13 protein-coding genes and 1 pseudogene are annotated in these 19,803 nt (G+C 72.9%); 11 read left to right on the top strand and 3 right to left on the bottom strand.

Going from position 1 to position 19,803, the window contains the following annotated elements; translation table 11 throughout:
* Nucleotides 1–224: 224 nt before the first annotated feature.
* Nucleotides 225–2,633 carry a malto-oligosyltrehalose synthase gene (gene treY / locus ACFC09_RS02290; RefSeq protein WP_376522969.1) on the bottom strand — a complete coding sequence of 803 codons (2,409 nt, stop codon included), beginning with the start codon at nucleotides 2,631–2,633 and terminating at the stop codon, nucleotides 225–227.
* A 116-nt stretch (nucleotides 2,634–2,749) separates the two neighbouring features.
* Nucleotides 2,750–4,858 carry a glycogen debranching protein GlgX gene (gene glgX / locus ACFC09_RS02285; RefSeq protein WP_376522966.1) on the bottom strand — a complete coding sequence of 703 codons (2,109 nt, stop codon included), beginning with the start codon at nucleotides 4,856–4,858 and terminating at the stop codon, nucleotides 2,750–2,752.
* A 196-nt stretch (nucleotides 4,859–5,054) separates the two neighbouring features.
* Here glgX and ACFC09_RS02280 point away from each other — a divergent pair, with 196 nt between their 5' ends.
* From ACFC09_RS02280 to ACFC09_RS02265, 4 genes are all read left to right on the top strand, one after another.
* Entirely contained in the window at nucleotides 5,055–5,870 is an 816-nt protein-coding gene (locus ACFC09_RS02280) for a Tat pathway signal sequence domain protein (protein WP_376522964.1), read from the top strand.
* 104 nt (nucleotides 5,871–5,974) lie between these two features.
* Nucleotides 5,975–7,294 carry a copper amine oxidase gene (locus ACFC09_RS02275; protein ID WP_376522963.1) on the top strand — a complete coding sequence of 440 codons (1,320 nt, stop codon included), beginning with the start codon at nucleotides 5,975–5,977 and terminating at the stop codon, nucleotides 7,292–7,294.
* Nucleotides 7,295–7,366: 72 nt separating this feature from the next.
* Nucleotides 7,367–8,638: an SAV2148 family HEPN domain-containing protein gene (locus tag ACFC09_RS02270; RefSeq protein WP_376522961.1), complete on the top strand. Its 1,272-nt coding sequence runs from the start codon at nucleotides 7,367–7,369 to the stop codon at nucleotides 8,636–8,638.
* Nucleotides 8,639–8,751: 113 nt separating this feature from the next.
* Nucleotides 8,752–9,474: a 3'-5' exonuclease gene (locus tag ACFC09_RS02265; RefSeq protein ID WP_376522959.1), complete on the top strand. Its 723-nt coding sequence runs from the start codon at nucleotides 8,752–8,754 to the stop codon at nucleotides 9,472–9,474.
* A gap of 16 nt (nucleotides 9,475–9,490) precedes the next feature.
* Here the strand turns inward: ACFC09_RS02265 and ACFC09_RS02260 are convergent, their stop codons facing one another.
* Nucleotides 9,491–10,354, bottom strand: coding sequence for a phosphotransferase enzyme family protein (locus ACFC09_RS02260; RefSeq protein ID WP_376522956.1), 864 nt, complete (start codon nucleotides 10,352–10,354; stop codon nucleotides 9,491–9,493).
* 161 nt (nucleotides 10,355–10,515) lie between these two features.
* On the opposite strand from ACFC09_RS02260, the pseudogene mgt reads away from it, so the two are divergent.
* The 7 genes and pseudogenes from mgt to ACFC09_RS02225 all read left to right on the top strand — a co-directional run bounded on the left by mgt (nucleotide 10,516) and on the right by ACFC09_RS02225 (nucleotide 19,657).
* Nucleotides 10,516–11,812 (top strand): annotated as a pseudogene (mgt, locus tag ACFC09_RS02255) (macrolide-inactivating glycosyltransferase).
* Nucleotides 11,813–12,319: 507 nt separating this feature from the next.
* Complete coding sequence (locus ACFC09_RS02250; protein ID WP_376522954.1) at nucleotides 12,320–13,075, top strand: SDR family NAD(P)-dependent oxidoreductase; 756 nt, start codon at nucleotides 12,320–12,322, stop codon at nucleotides 13,073–13,075.
* A 104-nt stretch (nucleotides 13,076–13,179) separates the two neighbouring features.
* A complete protein-coding gene (locus tag ACFC09_RS02245; protein WP_376522951.1) occupies nucleotides 13,180–14,052 on the top strand; it encodes an ABC transporter substrate-binding protein in 873 nt (290 codons plus the stop codon).
* 107 nt (nucleotides 14,053–14,159) lie between these two features.
* Entirely contained in the window at nucleotides 14,160–14,708 is a 549-nt protein-coding gene (locus ACFC09_RS02240) for a DUF1697 domain-containing protein (RefSeq protein WP_376522949.1), read from the top strand.
* Nucleotides 14,709–14,776: 68 nt separating this feature from the next.
* Nucleotides 14,777–15,385, top strand: a complete 609-nt coding sequence (locus ACFC09_RS02235; protein ID WP_376522948.1) for a TIGR03086 family metal-binding protein — start codon at nucleotides 14,777–14,779, stop codon at nucleotides 15,383–15,385.
* A gap of 391 nt (nucleotides 15,386–15,776) precedes the next feature.
* Nucleotides 15,777–16,760, top strand: coding sequence for a sigma-70 family RNA polymerase sigma factor (locus tag ACFC09_RS02230; protein WP_376522946.1), 984 nt, complete (start codon nucleotides 15,777–15,779; stop codon nucleotides 16,758–16,760).
* 194 nt (nucleotides 16,761–16,954) lie between these two features.
* Entirely contained in the window at nucleotides 16,955–19,657 is a 2,703-nt protein-coding gene (locus ACFC09_RS02225) for a right-handed parallel beta-helix repeat-containing protein (RefSeq protein ID WP_376522943.1), read from the top strand.
* The last annotated feature ends 146 nt before the right edge of the window (nucleotides 19,658–19,803 follow it).

The following is a 19,803-nucleotide window of genomic DNA, read 5'->3' as shown; positions in this document are numbered from 1 at the left end:
GAGATCGGCCGTGGGGAGACGCAATCGACCCGGCTCGGCAGACGGAGACCGGCCGCCGGGCGGCAGCGGGCGGCCGACGGCGCGGGCTGCGTTCGGCCCGCCGCCACCGGGTGGCCGCCCGACCGGCGCCCTCTCCTCACCCGGCCCCGCGGCCCGCTCAGCCGGTCCCCGTGGCTGCCTCAGCCGGTCCCTGTGCCCGCCTCAGCCGGTCCCCGCCGCACCGCTCACCCGGTTTCCGCGGTCCGCTCCAGCAGAACCACCGGCCTCGGCTCGAACAGGTCGGCCACGCGCGCGTGGCCGTCGAACTCCCGCCCCGGGGCCAGTAAGTCCGCCCAGCGCCCCGGGGGAAGCACGAGCCGCGTGTCCCGCCAGCCGCCCGCCTCCGCCAGCCGCAGCGACAGCCGCGTCACCGCGGTGACGACCGCGCCGGAACGCGCGAAGGCCACACAGTGCGCCGCGGCGGGACCCCGCGCGGACAGCGGCGCGTACGTCGCCGTGTCCCCGAAGACCTCGGGCCGGCGCGCGCGCAGCCGCAGCGCCGCCGCCGTCACGGCGGTCTTCTCCCCGGACCGCCCCGGCTCCAGGGCCTCCCCGGCCTCGCCGTGCGCCCCGGTCGGGAACCGCACCGGCCGCCGGTTGTCCGGGTCCACCAGCGCCCGGTACTCGTCCTCCGTGCCCTGGTACAGATCCGGCACCCCGGGCATCGTCAGATGGACCAGGGCGGTGCCCAGGACATTGGCCCGTACGTGCGCCGCGAGCGCGGCGCGGAAGGCGGCCACCCGCCCGCCCGGCGGCCCGCACGGACCGGCCGCGACGAACGCCGCCAGCGCCTCCTCGTAGACCGGATCCCGCTCCGTCCAACTCGTGTACAGGCCCGCCTCGCGCGCGTGCTTCAGCAGGGCCTGCCCGACCCGCTCCGGGTCCGCCGGGCCGAGCCCGAAGACCGTCTGCCAGGCGGCCCAGGCGAGCTGCGCGTCGGGACCGGCCGCGCCGTCGCGGCTCACCTCGGCGAGGACGTCGGCCCACCGTCCCGGGCACTCGGTCAGCACGGCCAGCGCCGCGCGGACATCGGCGCTGCGCTTGGTGTCGTGCGTGGAGACCACGGTCCCGGTGGCCGGCCAGTCGCGCTGCACGCGCGCGCAGTACGCGTGGAAGCCGGCCGGGGACACCGCCGGCCGGCTTGGGTCGCCGCCGACCTCGGTGGCCGACAGCAGCGGCACGTACCGGTAGAACGCGGTGTCCTCCACGGACTTGGCGCGCAGCGCCGACGCGGTCTGCGCGAACCGCGCCCGGAACTCCGCGCCGTCCGGCCCCGCGCCCGGCGCCCCGTCGCCGTCCGGCCCCAGCAGCAGGCCGCGCACGACATCGACGGCCTCGCCCTCCTCGGGCACCACGAAGGCGTGCCGGGCCTGGCCGGCGGCCTCCTCGGTGACCACGCGCGCCGCGTCCCCGGCCGCGTACGGCCGGTACACCCGCAGCCGGACCAGCAGCTCCCGCAGCGCGGTGCGCAGCGCCCAGGGCGCGCGGTCGCGCAGGGCGGGGTCCGGCGACGCGGCGCACAGCCGGCCCACCACCCGGGTCAGCCGCTCCGTCTCGGCGGCCAGCTCGTGCGTGAGCACCTTGTAGGCGGCCCGCCGCACCGTCGCGTCCCAGTCGCCGCCCCGGTCGGTCTGCGGCGCCGCGAACCGCCGGTAGTGACCGAGCAGTTCACCGGCCCCGGCCGGGTCCGTGAACAGCCCGTCGACGTGCCGCAGGGCGTCGTAGCCGGTGGTGCCGGCCACCGGCCAGGAGGCGGGCAGGCGCTCCCCGTCGGCCAGGATCTTCTCGACGACGGTCCAGCGTCCGCCGCTCGCCTCGTGCAGCCGCCGCAGATAGCCCCCGGGGTCGGCCAGGCCGTCGGGGTGGTCGACGCGCAGCCCGTCGACCACGCCCTCGCGCAGCAACTGGAGGATCTTGGCGTGCGTGGCGTCGAACACCTCCGGGTCCTCCACCCGTACGCCGATGAGTTCGGAGATGCTGAAGAAGCGCCGGTAGTTGAGTTCCGTACGGGCCAGCCGCCACCACACCGGGCGGTACCACTGCGCGTCGAGCAGCCGGGTCAGCGGCAGCTTCCCGGTGCCCTCGCGCAGCGGGAAGGCGTGGTCGTGGTAGCGCAGTACGTCGCCGTCGACCACCAGGTGCGCGCTCTCCGCGCCGAGCGGGCCCCCGAGGACCGGCAGCAGCAGTTGGCCGCCCTGCGCCTCCCAGTCGATGTCGAACCAGCGCGCGTACGGCGACGTGGGACCCTCCCGCAGGACCTCCCACAGGGCCCGGTTGTGGCGCGGGGCCATCGCCATGTGGTTGGGCACGATGTCCACGACGAGGCCGAGACCGTGCTCCCGCGCGGTGCGCGCCAGCGCCCGCAGGCCCTGCTCGCCGCCCAGCTCGTCCCGTACGCGCGCGTGGTCGACGACGTCGTAGCCGTGCGGGGAGCCCGGCACCGCCTCCAGGACGGGGGACAGATGCAGGTGCGACACGCCGAGCGAGGCCAGATGGGGCACGGCGGACGCGGCCGCCGCGAACGGGAACCCGGGCTGCATCTGAAGCCGGTAGGTGGCCGTGGGCACCGCCGGACCGGATCGCTCAGCTGTCATGCAGACCTACGTACCCATCCCGCCGCCTTCCGTGTCACCGGGCCGGGCAGGTGCCCACGCGCGCGTGACGCGTACGGCCACGCGCGCGGGGCGGACGGCGGCCCCGGACATCCCGGTTATGCGGGGCGTTGCAGCACCGCGAGGCTCCGGTCCGGGAGGGTCAGGCGGTCGCCGGCCGCCACCCGCGGGCCCGGGTCCGGCGGTACGCCCTCCGTGCGGGAGGTGTCCACGGCGATCCGCCACTGCCGCCCGTGGCCGACCGGTACGACGAAGTCCAGGGTTCCCGGTGAGGCGTTGAACATCAGCAGGAAGGAGTCGTCGACGACGCGTTCGCCGCGCGGGCCCGGCTCGGAGATCGCGCTGCCGTTGAGGAACACCGTCAGGGCCGAGGCCCGCGCCGTCTCCCAGTCCCGCTGGGTCATCTCCCGGCCCTCCGGAGTGAACCAGGCGATGTCGGACAGCTCGTCACGGGTGCCCTCCACCGGCCGGCCGTGGAAGAAGCGCCGCCTGCGCAGGACCGGGTGGTCCTTGCGCAGCCACACCATCGACCGGACGAAGTCCAGCAACTCGTGGCGGTCCTCCGGCCACCGCACCCAGGACAGCTCGTTGTCCTGGCAGTAGGCGTTGTTGTTGCCGCGCTGGGTGCGTGCGAACTCGTCGCCGTGGCTGAGCATCGGCACGCCCTGGGACAGCATCAGGGTGGCGGCGAAGTTCCGCATCTGGCGGGCGCGCAGCTCCAGGACCGCCGGGTCGTCGCTGGCGCCCTCCACCCCGCAGTTCCAGGACCGGTTGTGGCTCTCGCCGTCCCGGTTGTCCTCGCCGTTGGCCTCGTTGTGCTTGGCGTCGTACGACACCAGGTCGTGCAGCGTGAACCCGTCGTGGCAGGTGACGAAGTTGATCGAGGCCAGCGGGCGGCGCCCGTCGTCCTGGTAGAGGTCCGACGAGCCGGTCAGCCGGGAGGCGAACTCGGCGAGCGCGCGCGGCTCGCCCCGCCACAGGTCCCGCACGGTGTCGCGGTACTTGCCGTTCCACTCGGTCCACAGCGGCGGGAAGTTGCCCACCTGGTAGCCGCCCTCGCCCACGTCCCACGGTTCGGCGATCAGCTTCACCTGGGAGACCACCGGGTCCTGCTGGACCAGGTCGAAGAACGACGACAGCCGGTCGACCTCGTGGAACTGCCGCGCGAGCGTGGCCGCGAGGTCGAAGCGGAAGCCGTCCACATGCATGTCCAGGACCCAGTACCGCAGCGAGTCCATGATCATCTGAAGGACGTGCGGGGACCGCATGAGCAGCGAGTTCCCGGTGCCCGTGGTGTCCGTGTAGTGGCGCGGGTCGTCCGCGAGACGGTAGTAGCCCGGATTGTCGATGCCGCGGAAGGACAGCGTCGGACCCAGGTGGTTGCCCTCGGCGGTGTGGTTGTAGACCACGTCGAGGACGACCTCGATCCCGGCCTCGTGCAGCGCCCGGACCGCCGACTTGAACTCCAGGACCTGCTGGCCCCGGTCGCCCCAGGAGGCGTAGGCGTTGTGCGGGGCGAAGAAGCCGATCGTGTTGTAGCCCCAGTAGTTGCTCAGGCCCAGGTCGGCCAGCCGGTGGTCGTTCACGAACTGGTGCACCGGCATCAGCTCCAGTGCCGTCACCCCGAGCCCCGTCAGATGCTCGATCACCGCCGGATGCGCCAGCCCCGCGTAGGTGCCGCGCAGTTCCCCGGGCAGCCCGGGGTGCCGCATGGTCAGGCCCTTCACATGGGCCTCGTAGATCACCGTGTGGTGGTACTCGGTGCGCGGCCTGCGGTCGTCGCCCCAGTCGAAGTACGGGTTGATCACGACGGACGTCATGGTGTGCGGCGCCGAGTCCAGGTCGTTGCGCTTGTCCGGCGCGCCGAAGTGGTAGCCGTAGACCTCCTCGCCCCAGTCGACCGAGCCGCTGACCGCCTTGGCGTACGGGTCGAGGAGCAGCTTCGCCGCATTGCAGCGCAGTCCGCGCCCGGGATCGTACGGGCCGTGCACCCGGAACCCGTACCGCTGTCCCGGCATGACACCGGGCAGGTACGCGTGCCGCACGAAGGCGTCGCTCTCGCGCAGTTCCACCGCCGTCTCCGAGCCGTCGTCGTGCAGCAGACACAGCTCCACTCGGTCCGCGGCCTCGGTGAAGACCGCGAAGTTGGTCCCGGCGCCGTCATAGGTGGCACCGAGCGGATATGCCTCTCCAGGCCAGACCTGCATGGACACGACTCTTCCAGGTGTGCCGCGCCGCGGGGAGCGCCTCCGCCCCGAGTCCCGCCGGAAAGTGACGGAACCTCCCGCGACTTACTCCCCTCTTACCGGGCGACCAGTGCATGCGGCGCCGCATGGGACGCCGTGTGCCGAACCAGTGGGGCAGACACGTACTCCCGGGACACAGGGGGAGTAGGGGGAAAATGTGCGCGACATAGTGCACCGCCATCTGGGCAAGGTGGTGGCCGGTGCGGCCATCGCGGTGGCGGGAACCGCCGTGATGGCCGCGATCACCCTGCCGGGCACGGCGGGGGCCGACGACACGGGAGGCGGCGCGGCGGGCGGCAGTGCCGCGGGGCAGGCGGTGCCGGGAGGGGACACAGCGGCCGCACCGGGCGTGGTCGAACAGGCGCCCGAGGAAGGCGCGCGGGGCACGGGAACCGACCCGCTCACCGACGACGAGACCGACCGGGCGGCCAGGATCGCCGACAACCCGCGGTTGCGGGAGTCCAGCAAGGACGTCGAGGGCGGCCGCGGCCCGCAGCGGCTCACCGTCGACCTCGCCGAGCCGGACGCCGACGAGGTCGACGACCCGGCGGCGCCGCGCCGCGCGGACGTGAGTTTCTACGACTACCGCAACGACACCCTCGTCACCAGGACCGTCGACCTGGCCGCCGGGAAGGTCGTGCGGACCGGCGTCCAGCACGGCGTCCAGCCGCCGCTGAGCCGCGCCGAGTACACCGAGGCGGCCCGGCTCCTGATCAACGACCGGCTGGGCGCGGGCCTGCGCGCCGACTACCGGGACGCCACCGGCCGGGACCTGACCTCCCCGGACCAGTTGCTGCTCAACGGAGCGGTCTACCGGGCCGCGCCGGGCGCCCAGCCCGCGGCCCTGGACAAGTGCGGCGAGCACCGCTGCGTACGGCTGTTCCCGAAGGTCGTGAACGGGCCCTGGATCGACACCCGCTACCTGGTCGTCGATCTCAGCGCGCGCAAGGTCGCGGCGCCGCACCGCGGCTGACCCGCCGTCCGTTCCGTCACCGCGGCTCACCCCGCCCTGAACCGAACTCCGGTACCGCGCGATCCCGGTGCCGTCTGCACCTCCTGCAAGGGAGTCACTTCCTCATGCCCGTGAACACCATCAACCGTGCCCGCACCCGGGCGGCCGTCGGCCTGTCCGTGGCGGCGCTGACCGCCGGCGCCACGGCCGGCGCCGGTCCGGCCGCCGCCCAGCCGCGGGCCGCGGCGCCGGCCGCCGCCGAGTGCAGCGCCGCCTACCGCGTCGAGCAGAAACTCGCCGGCGGCACCACCTGGCGGATGTGCTGGCGCTACGACAGCAAGGCCGGGCTCGTCCTGGACGACGTCTCCTACCAGCCCAAGGGCGAGACCAAGCCGATCAAGGTGCTCAACAGCGCCCGGCTCGGCCAGATCCACGTCCCCTATGACGACGGCAGCGTCGAGTACGACGACCTGACGGGCTTCGGCTTCGCGCAGGGCCTGATGAACCTGGCCCCGGGCGAGTGCCCCGGCGGCACCATCAGGACCGTCAAGGTGCCCGGCGCCTGGGACCCGGCGCACCCGAACGTCAAGGGCCTGTGCACCACCACCCGCGCCCGCGGCCACGCCTACCGGATGCAGGGCGACAGCGCGACCAAGGTCTACCAGGCCCAGGGCCAGGATCTCCTGGTGTACACGGTCAACCAGGTCGGCTGGTACGAGTACATCTCCGAGTGGCGCTTCCAGGACGACGGCACGATCACCATGAACGTCGGCGCGACCGGCAGCCTGTCCTACGAGGACTACGACGCGGGCGACGGCCGCGGCTGGCCCATCGGCAAGGGCGCCAAAGCCTATGCCACCAGCCACAGCCACAACGTCTTCTGGCGGCTGGACTTCGGCCTCGACGGCTCGTCCCGGACGAAGGTCGAGCAGTACGACTCGGCCGTCTCCGCGCCCGCCCACGGCCAGGAGGCCCCCACCGCGAAGACCACCCGCACCACGGTCACCAAGGAACTGGCCGGGGACTACCGGGCGTACCGCTGGTGGCGGGTGGTCAGCGCCACCGGCAAGAACAAGGACGGGCACGCCCGTTCGTACGAGATCGTGCCCGGCGCCACCACCAAGTACCCCGGGCGCAGCTTCACCAAGCACGACCTGTACTTCACCGAGTACAACCAGTGCGAGCAGTTCGCCAGCAACAACACCGGCGCCTGCCCCGCCGGGGCGGGCAAGTCGGTCGACAAGTGGGTGAACGGGCAGACCCTCACGCACCCCGTGGCCTGGGTGAACGTCGGCTTCCACCACATCGCCAGGGACGAGGACCAGCAGCCCATGCCGGTCCACTGGCAGGGATTCTCCATCGCGCCCAGGGACGTCACCGCCATGAATCCGCTCACTCCCGACCAGCTCTCCTGGCAGAACGGACACTGGCAGCCGCGCAGTTGAGCAACGACCCTGTGCATCCGGCTGCACCGCCGACCGCTCCCGGAGTACCCTTCCTTGATCGTTGGGACGGGGATGCCCGGGGGAGCGGAAGGCGGTGCACGGGTGGGCTCGGGAGGGCTGGAGCTGCCCCCTGGTGACGAGGGTCACGAGGGGAACTCCACAGACGTCCCGCCCGGCGCGGTGTCCCTGGCCCGGCCGATGGACGCGGTGGGATCCATCGGCCCGGAACTGGACTGGGACACGGACGCCTGGCTGGAGGTGCGCACCCGGGCCCAGCGGGCCGGCCGGGCCTACATCTGGCTGAACCTCGTCGAGCAGCGGCTGCGCGCGGTCGTGGCCGCGGTCCTGCGGCCCGTCTACGAACCCGTCCACGGCGACGACTGGGTGGTCGCCGCGGCGGGCCCCGCCGGACAGGAGTGGGTGCAGCGCGCCGTCGCCGTACGCGAAGTCAGCCGCCGCAAGGGGTACCTGCTCGATCCGGCCGACGACAACGTGCTCAGCTTCCTCACGCTGCCGCAGCTGCGCGAACTGATGGTGCAGCACTGGCCCTGCTTCGAGCCCTACTTCGACGAGCGCCGGGACGTCGAACTCGCCCTGGACGAGTTGGAGGTCACCCGCAACGTCGTCTCGCGCAACCGCGCCCTGTCCGAGGCCGTCCTGAACCAGGCCGAGCGGGCCTCCGCCCGGCTCCTGGACATCCTGGGCGCGGGTGGTGACGTGCCGTCGGCGCGCCGGCTGCCGGTCGACGCGGTGGAGGACCTGGTCGGCGACCGGTACGCGGACGTGGTCGCCGTGCACCCCGACCGGGTGCGGCTGCTGCGCCAGTTCCCGGCCGAGGACATCTTCGGCGGGGCCCGCCGCCTGGACGCCATCGGCATCGGCCTCAACCTGCTGGTGCAGAACTTCTCCGGGCGGCGCCTGGTGCGCATGGCCGAGTCCGGCGGCCGGGTCCGCCTGCTGTTCCTGAACCCGGCCTCCAGCGCGGTGAAGCGCCGGGAGCGCGAACTCGGGATGAAGCGGGGCGAACTGAGCAGGTCGGTCGAGATGAACATCCTGCACATGCGCCGGGTCCGCTCCCGGCTGCGCGACCCGGGCGCCTTCGAGATCCAGGTGTACGACGACACGCCGCGCTTCACGGCCTACCTCGTGGACGGTGACGGCACGGACGGCATCGCCGTGGTGCAGTCCTATCTGCGCGGGGCGCGGGGGATGGAGTCGCCGGTGCTGGTGCTGCGGGGCGGCAGCCGTCTGGTCAAGCCGGACGACGTGGTCGAGGCGGGTCTCTTTCCGACCTATCGCGAGGAGTTCGAGCTGGCTTGGGCGGATTCGCGCCCCGTGTCCTGAACCGTGCCCGGCCCGCCCTTCGGCACAAGCGGAATGCGGTCCTCGGATTGTCAGTGGGGCGTGCGATGGTGGAGACCACTGGGGGAAAGCACCACCAAGAAGGGGGGCCGCCCATGGGCTGGCACCAGGAGCTGCTGATCGGCTTCGACCTGGAGACGACCGGCACGGATCCACGCGAGGCACGCATCGTCACGGGCGCCGTGATCGAGGTCAGGGCCGGCCGACCCGTGGGGCGCCGGGAGTGGCTGGCCGACCCGGGCATGGAGATCCCCGCCGACGCGGTGGCGGTGCACGGGATCAGCACGGAACGCGCGACGAGCGAGGGCCGCCCCGCCGACCAGGTGGCGGACGCCATCGCCGGTGTCCTGACCGCCCATTGGACGGCGGGCGTCCCGGTCGTCGCCTACAACGCGGCCTTCGACCTCTCCCTGCTCACCGCCGAACTGCGGCGCCACGGCCTGCCATCGCTCTCCGACCGCCTCGGCGGCGCCCAGCCGGGCCCGGTCGTCGACCCCTACACCATCGACCGCTGGGTCGACCGCTACCGCCGCGGCAAGCGCAACCTCGAAGCGGTCTGCGCGGAGTACGGCATCGTGCTGGACACCGCCCACGACGCCTCGGCCGACGCGCTGGCCGCGGCGCGGCTGGCCTGCGCGATAGCCGACCGCCACCCGAAGATCGCCGAACTCGGCCCGGCGGACCTGCACCGCCGTCAGATCGAGTGGTATGCGGCCTGGGCGGCGGACTTCCAGGACTTCCTGCGCCGCAAGGGCGACGCAGGCGCGGTGGTCGACGGCACCTGGCCGCTGCGGGAGGCGGCGGACGAACGGGTGTGAACCGGCCGGGCCCGGTTCAGAAGGAGTACCACCGCACAGTCTCGTCCCCGTCCCGCAGCGAGGCCACCCGGCGCCGGAACTCCTCCAGCGCCGCGGGACTGGCCGGGGCGTGCTGGGCGACCCATGCGCAACTGGCTGTCTCCCGGGCGCCGCGCAGCACCGAACAGCCCGCCCAGGCACGCACGTCCCAGCCGTACGTCCCGGTGAAGGCGTCGTAGTCCTCGGCGGGCAGGCCGTAGCGGTCCCGGGAGAGGGCCAGGACCACCAGATCGTGCTCGCGCAGGTCGGCGGAGAAGGTCTCCAGATCGACCAGGACCGGTCCGTCCGGGCCGATGTGCACATTGCGGGGCAGCGCGTCGCCGTGGATCGGGCCCGGCGGCAGCTCGGGCGTCAGCGCGGCGGAGGCCGCCGCGAATCCGTCGCGTCGCTCGCGCAGATAGGCCGCGTCCGCGGGGTCGATCGCGTCACCCGCGAGCCGCAGCCAGCGCTCCACACCGCCCAGCAGCTCGCGGGGCGGCAGTTCGAACGGAGGGGAGGGCAGCGCATGCACGAGCCGCAGCAACTCGGCCAGGTCCCGCGCCTCGGCCGGGCGTACGGCGGCGGGCAGCCGGTGCCACACGGTGACCGGGTGCCCCGCCACCAGCCGGGCCTCGGGCTCGGCCGCCCGCACCGCCGGGACCCCCGCCTCGGCGAGCCAGCCGGCGATCCGCAGTTCGCGCCGGGCCCGTTCCAGCAGTTCGGCGTCGCGGCCCACCTTGACCACCAGGTCACCGGCGGCGAACACCGCGTTCTCGCCCAGCGCGAGCAGCCGCGCGTCCCGGGCCGGCCCCGGCAGCACCCCCGCCGTGGCCAGTACGTCCCGCGCGCGTGCCTCGTCCATCGTCCGCCTCCGTGTCCGTGCCCACGGCGCCGTCCGACCCGCGCCGCCCGCCGGTCAGTCTCGCATCCGCACAGGTCGCCGGGCGTGCGCGGGACCTCCACGCGGGGCGCCGGAGGCAGCCCTGTGACCGGACCCGCTCGGCCGGGGACACGCCCGGCTCCGTGGGGCCACGGCACCCGGCAGGTCGTGGCGGACCCCCGAAAACCTCATTGCACGAGACGTATCGTCTCGTTTAGCGTCGGTGGCATGACCAGTCCCTCGCACATCGCCATGTTCTCCATCGCCGCCCACGGCCATGTGAACCCCAGCCTGGAGGTGATCCGGGAACTCGTCGCGCGGGGGCACCGGGTGACGTACGGGATCCCGCCGGCCTTCGCCGAGAAGGTGGCCGGGACCGGGGCCGTGCCCGTGACCTACACCTCCACGCTGCCCGGCCCGGACGCGGACCCCGAAGCCTGGGGGACCACGCTGCTGGACAACGTGGAGCCGTTCCTGGACGACGCGATCCAGACGCTCCCGCAGCTGATCGAGTCCTACGAGCACGGCGGGCACGGCGTGCCGGACCTCGTGCTGCACGACATCGCCTCCTATCCGGCCCGCCTCCTCGCCCACCGGTGGGGCGTGCCCGCCATCTCCCTCTCCCCGAACCTGGTCGCCTGGGACGGCTACGAGGAGGAGGTGGCCGAGCCGCTGTGGGCCGAACCGGGGAAGACCGAGCGCGGCCGGGCCTACTACGCACGCTTCGAGGGCTGGCTCCGGGAGAACGGGATCTCCCAGCACCCCGATCCCTTCGCCGGCCGCCCGTCGCGCTCCATCGTCCTGATCCCCAAGGCGCTCCAGCCGCATGCCGACCGGGTCGACGAGCGCGTGCACAGCTTCGTCGGCGCCTGCCAGGGCGACCGCGCCGCGGAAGGCGACTGGCGGCGCCCGGCGGATGCCGAGAAGGTCGTGCTGGTGTCGCTCGGATCGGCGTTCACCAAGCAGCCCGCGTTCTACCGGGAGTGCGTCGCGGCGTTCGGGGAGCTGCCCGGCTGGCACCTGGTGCTCCAGATCGGCCGGCACGTCGACCCCGCCGAGCTGGGCGCCGTACCCGCGAACGTCGAGCTGCGCTCCTGGGTTCCGCAACTGGCGATCCTCAAGCAGGCCGACCTGTTCGTCACGCACGCCGGGGCGGGCGGCAGCCAGGAGGGGCTGGCCACGGCCACGCCGATGATCGCCGTACCGCAGGCCGTGGACCAGTTCGGCAACGCCGACATGCTCCAGGGGCTCGGCGTGGCCCGGCGCCTGGACACGGAGAAGGCCGACGCCGCGACGCTGCGGGCGACCGCACTCGCCCTCGTCGACGACCCCGAGGTGGCCCGGCGGCTGAAGCGGATCCAGGCCGAGACGGCGGAGGAGGGCGGTACCCGGCGAGCAGCCGACCTGATCGAAGCGGAACTCCGCGCTCACCGCGGCTGATCCACCGAAGCGGCGAAGGCCCGCCGGCTCCTTGCGGATTCCGGTGCACGGAGTGCCGGGCTGGCCACCCTCGTCGAAGGACTCAAGGCCGGCGGCGTGATGTCGCGGGCAAAGGTGACCGCCTTCTCCGGTTCCGGCCCGAAACCTGGGCGGATCGGCGCGGCTCAGCTCACGAAAGGGCGGGGCGATGCGATGCTGCGCCAGTACGTGGGGCAGCGTGTGGACGTTTTGGTCCACGGACGGCTCGACGAGCTGCTCCGGGACGGGCACCGTCAGGGGCTGCTTCGCCGCCGCCTGAGCTGCTCGGTGAGATCACTCGCGGTGCGTCAAAGCGGCTGTTCAAATCGCAGATGCGGCACGAACCGGAGGGGACCCGCGGCAGATCTGCTGCGGGCGACCGCCGACACCGTGCTACGGGCCGATCCGCTCAGCCGGCTCCGGCACCGATGGCGCAGGACTCCGGGCGGTCGTTCCGACGGCCCGCGACGACGATCAGGAGGTGGGCTCGTGACCGGGGCAGACGGCCGGGTGGCATTGGTGACAGGGGCCGGCAGCGGAATCGGCGCGGCCACCGCGGGTCTCCTTGCCGCGCGAGGGATGCGCGTGGTGGTCAACTACCTGCGCAACACCGAGGCGGCCCACGAGGTCGTGTCCGGCATCGAGGCCGCGGGCGGGCAGGCCATGGCCGTGCAGGCCGACGTGCGCGAGCCCGCGGCCGTCGAGAGCATGATCGAACAGGTCCGGACGGCGTGGGGCGGCATCGACGTGCTCGTGCACAACGCGCTCATCCCGTATGCGGTCAAGTCGTTCCAGGACATGACGTGGGAGGAGCTGGGCGGCAAGATCGACGCCGAGATGCACGCGGCGTTCGCGGTCACCAAGGCCGTCCTGCCCGCCATGAGCGAACAGGGCTGGGGACGCATCGTCTACATCAGCACCGGCCTCAGCCGCCGGCCCCGGGCGGGCATGATCGCGCTGGGCGCGGCCAAGGCCGCCCTGGAGCAGTTCGCCCGTTACCTCGCCCAGGAACTGGGCCCGCAGGGCATCACGGTCAACATCGTCGCCGGCGGCCCGGTGGAGGACACCCGTATGGGGTCCGCGCTCGACGAGAAGATCAAGCAGCGGCAGGTGGCCCGCACCCCTGTGGGCCGCCTGGCACGCCCGGCCGACATCGCCCAGGCGGTCGCCTTCTACGCCGGCGAGGACAACTCCTTCATGACCGGCACCACAGCCGCGGTCGACGGCGGAATGCTGATGGACTGACAGCCCGACCCGTATCCGCCGCACCGTCACCTCAGCACCGTACGCCGCGCCGTCCCGCGCCCGTGCAGGACGGCGCAGCGAGGACAGGATCGAGGAACAGCTTCATGTACAGGATCGATCTCGCCTACGTCGGGCGGGGCCTGCAAGAGGAACTGGCCGCCTACATCGCCGACCAGCAGGACTACTACGCCGACGAGGGCGTCCACGTCGCACTGCGCGACGGCTGCGCCTGGGACGTCGAACGGCTGCGCCGCTGCGCCACCATCGGGCTGGGCCGGGCACTGCTCTCCCGCCTGACCGACGGCATCCCCTGGGTCGCCCTCAACGTCAACACCCACCACCCGCTGTTCTGGTTCCTCGCCCGCCCCGGCCCGACCTCCCTGACCGACCTGGCCGGCCGGCGACTGGCGGTACACGCCCCCCGCACCCCACCCGGGTGCTTCGCCCGGATCGTGCTGCGCAAGGCCGGTCTCGACCCCGACCGCGACGTCGACACCGTCGTCCGCCACCCCGGCGACTACGGCATGGACCTGCGCCGACTGCGCGAGGGCAGGATCGACGCCGCCTACGTCGGCAGCACCATGGCGCCCGAGGCGGTCGCCGCCGAGCAGGGCTGGCAGGTGCCCGCCTGGGTCGGCGACCACTTCCAGATCCCCACCGTGGGCGTGGCCGTCGACCCCACCTTCGTCGACCCGGACGACCCCGCGGTCCAGGCCGTCGTACGAGCCCACCGGCGCGCCCTACAGGTGATCCACGACGACCCCGACACCACCGTGCGGCACATGCGGACGTTCCTGGGCGGACAGACCGAGGACGAAGTCCGGGCCCACTACGAGACGTTCATCGCGCCGTACTTCACCACCGACGGCCAGGCCGACCTCGCGGTCGGCGACAGCGCGATCACCCAGGTCGCCGCCGAACTCGACGTCCCCGCCACCGTCACGGCAGCCGAGTTCTACCGCACCGCCACCGCCTAGAAGCCCGGCGGTGCCGCACCGCCGAAGCACGCCCCGCGACCCCCTGGCGACGGGTCCGGCCGTCGTGCTCGCCCCCACGGGCCACGGTGGCCGCCTATCGTGTGCGGATGACGACCTATGCGGCGCTGCTGCGCGCGGTCAACGTGAACGGCAGGAAAGTCCCGATGGCCGAGCTGCGGCAACTCCTGACGGGCCTCGGCTACGACGGCGTACGCACCCATCTGCAAAGCGGCCAGGCGGTGTTCGGGACCGACCACGGCGACGAGGAGTCGCTGGCCGCGGAGATCAGCGCGGTGCTGGAGCGGCGGTTCGGCTTCCCCGTGGACGTGCTCGTGCGCGATCACGGCTACCTGAAGGCCGTCGCGGACGCCTGCCCCTTCCCGGCCGCCGATCTTGAGCCCAGGCAACTCCACGTCACCTACTTCTCCGAGCCCGCCGACCCGGCCCGGTACGCCGACATCGACCTGGCGGCCCACCTCCCGGAGGAGTTCCGCCTCGGCGACCGCGCGCTGTACCTGTACGCCCCCGCCGGCCTCGGCCGCTCCAAACTGGCCGAAGTCCTGTCCCGGCCGCGCCGGACCAAGGACCTCGTCGCCACCAGCCGCAACTGGAACACCGTGGTCAAACTCGTGGAGCTGACCGCCCCGGCAGCGTGACCTTGCCCGCGCCGAGGGTGTCGCGTTTGTTCAAGAGGGGCGGCGCCGCGCTGCCTAGCGTGGGCGGCATGACGTACCACGATCTCCACCCGTACCTGCTCGAATGCGCCGCCGAGGCGTCCCGGGTCGCGCGCGGTGTGCCCGCCGCCCGGCTCGGCGACCCCACCCACTGCCCCGGCTGGGACGTCCGCGCCCTCGTCAACCACTGGGTCCTCTACACCTCGCACGGCCTGGAGCACCGCGCCCTGCGCAGGCAGCTGTCCGAGGAGCTGACGGCCCGCGACTTCACCGCCGATCCCGACTGGGCCGAGGCGTACGCGGCGCAGTTGGACCGCGCCGCGGCAGCCTGGGCGGACCCGGCGGTCTGGGAGGGCGAGATCGACCTCGGCATGGCGAAGACGCCGGCCGCCGATCTCGTCGCGCTGATCATCAAGGAGACGGCGGTGCACGGCTGGGACGTGGCGGTCGCCACCGGTCAGGAGTTCCGGGTCTCGGACGGCGCCGCCCGCCTGGTCCTGGAGGTGGTGGAGAAACACGCCGACCTCTACCGGCAGTACGACGGCTTCGCCGAACCTGTCGCGGTGCCGGACGACGCGCCCGTGTTCGAGCGGGCGCTGGCATCGAGCGGCCGGGACCCGCGGCAGGGGCCGACCGGGCAGGCATCCCCGAAGGACTGACCCAGGGCGCTCGGTCCGGCGCTCCGGCGGGCACGGGCACGGGCACGAGCACTTGGCCCGCGGCTCGATCTGACCCGCGCTCCGGCACATGGTCCGGCACGCGGTCCGGCGCGTGGCCTGGCGAGTGATCCGGCGACCGATCCGGGGGCCGGTGCTCCAGGGATCGATTGGCGGGCCGGTGACCCGGGATCGATGACCTGAAGATCGGTGATCCGGGATCGATGATCTGGGGATCGGTGATCCGGGATCGATGATCTGGGGATCGGTGATCCGGGATCGATGATCTGGGGATCGGTGATCCGGCGATCGCTTCGGCGATTGATCTTTCGTACGCGACGGCGTTTCGTGTTCCCGACGGTCCGGGGGGTCCGGACGAGGAGGGAGCGGCGCGGTGGACCAGAACACGGGGGCCGGCGGGCGGCCGGCTGAGCCCGGGGACACCGGACGGCTCGCGGCGCGTTTCGAGGCGGACCGGCCGCATCTGACGGCCGTGGCCCACCGGTTGCTCGGCTCGGCCGCCGAGGCGGACGACGCGGTGCAGGAGGCATGGCTGCGCGCCGCCCGAGCCGACGTCGGCGAGGTGGCGAACCTGACCGGCTGGTTCACCACCGTGGTGACCCGGGTGTGCCTGAACCTGCTGCGCTCGCGCCGCGCCCGGCGCGAGGAGCCCTTCGCGGCACAACAGCCCGAGCAGCAGGGCGCGGTGGCCGGCGGGGAGGGCGCCGACCCGGTACGGGAGGCGCTGCTCGCCGACGACGTCGGGGTGGCCCTGCTCGTGGTGCTCGACACCCTGGGACCGGCCGAGCGGGTCGCGTTCGTGCTGCACGACCTGTTCGCCGTGCCGTTCGACGAGATCGCCCCGCTGATCGAGAAGACCCCGGCCGCCACCCGGCAACTCGCCAGCCGCGCCCGCCGCCGGGTCCGGGGCCGCGCTCCCGGGCCCGGTGACGACCGGGGGCGGATGCGCGAGGCCGTCGAGGCGTTCCTGGCCGCCACCCGCCAGGGGGACTTCGCGGCGCTGTTCGCGCTGCTCGACCCGGACGTGGTGCTGCACGCCGACCGACTGGTCGTGCCCACCCCCGAGCCGGTCACCGTGCGCGGTGCCGAGCCGGTCGCCCGCGGCGCGATGGCCGCCGTGGCACGGGCCCGCTTCACCGGGCTCGCCCTGCTGGACGGTGCGGTCGGCCTGGTGATGGCGCCGTTCGGCCGGCCGCGGCTGGTGCTGGCCTTCACCTTCGAGGCGGGCCGCATCACGGCGATCGAGGTGATCGCGGAGCCGGAGCGGCTGGGGCGGATCGAGATCGGGGTCCTGCCGGCGGAAGAGTCGACTGTCGTACCACCGGTTCCGCCACCGGCCCCGCCGACGGAAGGATGACGCCGCACTCAGCTGAACAGTGAATACAGCTGAACAGTGAATATGTGACTGAACGGTGCTCCGATGAATGAAGCCACTCGGCGCACCGATCACCTCGCGTTCATGCCACTTCGTGCACGCTGCATTGACGACGGCTCATCAGTGCTCCTACCTTTCCGGCGTTGGGTACAGGCTGAACCCACGGGAGGGGTCACATGCCCACGCACCGAAGAGTCGCCCTCGTCACCCTCGTCTCCGCCGTCCTGCTCCTCGGAGGTCCGGGCGGTCCAGGCACACCGAGCTTCGCCGCCCAGACCCAGGAACAGCCCCAGAGCCAGACCCAGACCCAGATCAAGACCGGGACCCAGACCCGGACCCGGACCCGGACCCGGACCCAGGTCTCGCCCCTGGACGTCTACGTCTCACCCACCGGCGACGACCACGCCGACGGCAGCGCCCGCCATCCCGTCCGCACCCCGCAGCGCGCCCGCGACCTGGTCCGCGCCCGGACCGCGGAGATGCGGACCGACCTGACCGTGCACCTCGCGCCGGGCACCTACCGTCTGGCGCAGCCCCTCGTCCTGGACGCCCGCGACTCGGGAACGGACGGCCACCAGGTGATCTGGCAGGGCGGCGGCGACGCCGTGTTCAGCGGCGGCCGTCAGGTCACCGGCTGGCACCGGGTGCCCGGCCGCACCGGGCTGTGGTCCGCGCCCGCACCCCAAGGGCTCACCGACACACGGCAGTTGTACGTCGACGGCGTGCGCGCACAGCGGGCCCGCGGCACCGTACCGGTGACCCTCACCCAGACCGCCACCGGCTACACGGCGTCAGCCGACACGATCGCCCACTGGAAGCGTCCCACCGACGCCGAGTTCGTCTACACCAGCGGCGAGGCCCTGTGGAACGTCGAACGCGACGGGCTCGGCCAATGGACCGAGCCGCGCTGTCGCATCGCCGCCGCCCAGGGCACCACGATCACCATGGTCCAGCCCTGCTGGGACAACTCCAACAAACGGGTGGAGTTCCCCGACATCCCCGGCCGCACCGTCAGCATGGTCGGCCCAGGACGGCTCACCAACGGCGGTCGGGCCTCGTACGTCGAGAACGCCTACGAACTCCTCGACCAGCCCGGCGAGTGGTACCTCGACCGGGCGGCCCGGACGGTCTACTACCTGCCGCGTCACGGCGAGAACCTCGCCCGCGCCGACGTCGAGGCCGCCGCGGCCGAGAAACTCGTCGACGGGCAGGGCACGGCCGCCGACCCCGTCCACGACATCGCCTTCCGCGGCCTGCGGTTCAGCTACGCGACCTGGCTGACCCCGAACACCCCCACGGGCTTCTCCGAGATCCAGGCCGGCAACACCATCACCGGAGAGCGGGGCTGGGCCACCCAGGGCCTGTGCCAGTACGTCGAAGGCGGCACCTGCCCCTTCGCGTCCTGGACCAAGATGCCGGGCAACGTCTCCTTCAGCCACGGCCGGCGCATCGAGTTCAGCGACGACGTCTTCGCCCATCTCGGCGCCGCCGGACTGGACCTGGGCACCGGCAGCGCCGACGCGACGGTCCGCGGCAGCGTCTTCACCGACATCTCCGGCAACGGACTTGAGATCGGCGGAGTCGACGGCGGGACCCCCGCCTCCGGCGTGACGGTGACCGACAACCACCTCTACGCGCTGCCCCGCGAATACCACGGCGGGGTAGCCGTCCTCGACGGCTACACCCAGCACACCACGATCGCCCACAACCAGATCGACCACGTCGGCTACTCCGCCGTCTCCATGGGCTGGGGCGGCTGGCCCGACAAGATCGGCGACCCGGCCACCCCCAACCCCAGCCACGACAACGCCGTACGCGACAACCTGATCTTCGACTACATGCAGATGCTCGACGACGGCGGCGGCATCTACACCCAGGGCCTGACCGGCACCTCGATGACCGACGGCGAGAAGGTCACCGGCAACGTCATCCACGACCAGTGGGGCCTCGGCAAGAGCGTCTACACCGACAACGGCTGCACCTACGAGACCGTCGAGGGCAACGTCCTCTACGGCGCGTCCTACGCCAACGTCGCCTCCCGGCACACCGACTACCGCGACGGCCTCGGCAACAACGACCCGACCCTGGTCAAGGACAACTGGTGGGAGGAGGGCACCGCCGACGGCGCCGACAAGGGCCTGGTGACCACCGGCAACCACATCATGACGGGGCCGGCCGACGTACCGGCGGACATCCTGGCGAACGCCGGGCTCGAACCGTCCTACCGGTACCTGCTGAACCTCTCGGTCGCGGCGCCGTCCGTGCCCGAGGCGCCGTCCCGCGTCGGCACGAGCACGGCGGGGCCGGACGCGCTGTACGTCACGTTCAACCCGACGTTCGCGGACGGCGGGTTGAACGTGACGCGGTACACGGCGCGGGCGTACGACGCGGTGGGCCGGCAGGTCGCCGAACAGGCCGTCGGCGTCGCCGAGTTCAAGCGGACCGCGTTGCTGCGGATCGACGGCCTGCCCGCGTCCGGAGGTCCGTTCACGGTGACCGTCACCGCGCGCAACGCGCACGGCGACAGCGCCCCGTCGCTCGCCTCGCTCCCGCTGGCCCCCACGGCCGCGACCGTGCCGGCCGGTGCCCCCACGAGCCCCAAGCTGCGTACGGCGGCCACGGCGGCGACCCTGGCCTGGACCCCGCCGTCCGTGACGGGCGACGCGAAGATCGTCGGCTACCGGGTGACGGTCTCCGACGGCCGTGACCCCATCGCCGTCACCGGCCGGGACGCCCTGGTCACCCAGCCCTCGGCCAAGGCCATGTTCCGGGTGATCGGCGGGCTCGAACCCGGGACGTCCTACACGGTGACCGTCGCGGCGGTGACCGCGGCCGGCACCGGCCCGGCGGCCACGGTCACGGCGACCACCAAGCCCTGACCGCACCACACCCCCCTGCCGGGCCCGACCCCGACCAACCACCGGGCCCGGCACCCCCTCCTCCGCCCAAACCACCCGCGGTCGCCCCCTGTCGTAAGCCCCGTCTCTCAGGGGCGCGGGGAACTGCGCGAGAACTTCCCGCCGGC

The sequence above is a fragment of the Streptomyces sp. NPDC056161 genome (assembly GCF_042268025.1).
Classification (GTDB): domain Bacteria; phylum Actinomycetota; class Actinomycetes; order Streptomycetales; family Streptomycetaceae; genus Streptomyces.
This window is presented reverse-complemented; position numbering and strand designations above follow the sequence as displayed.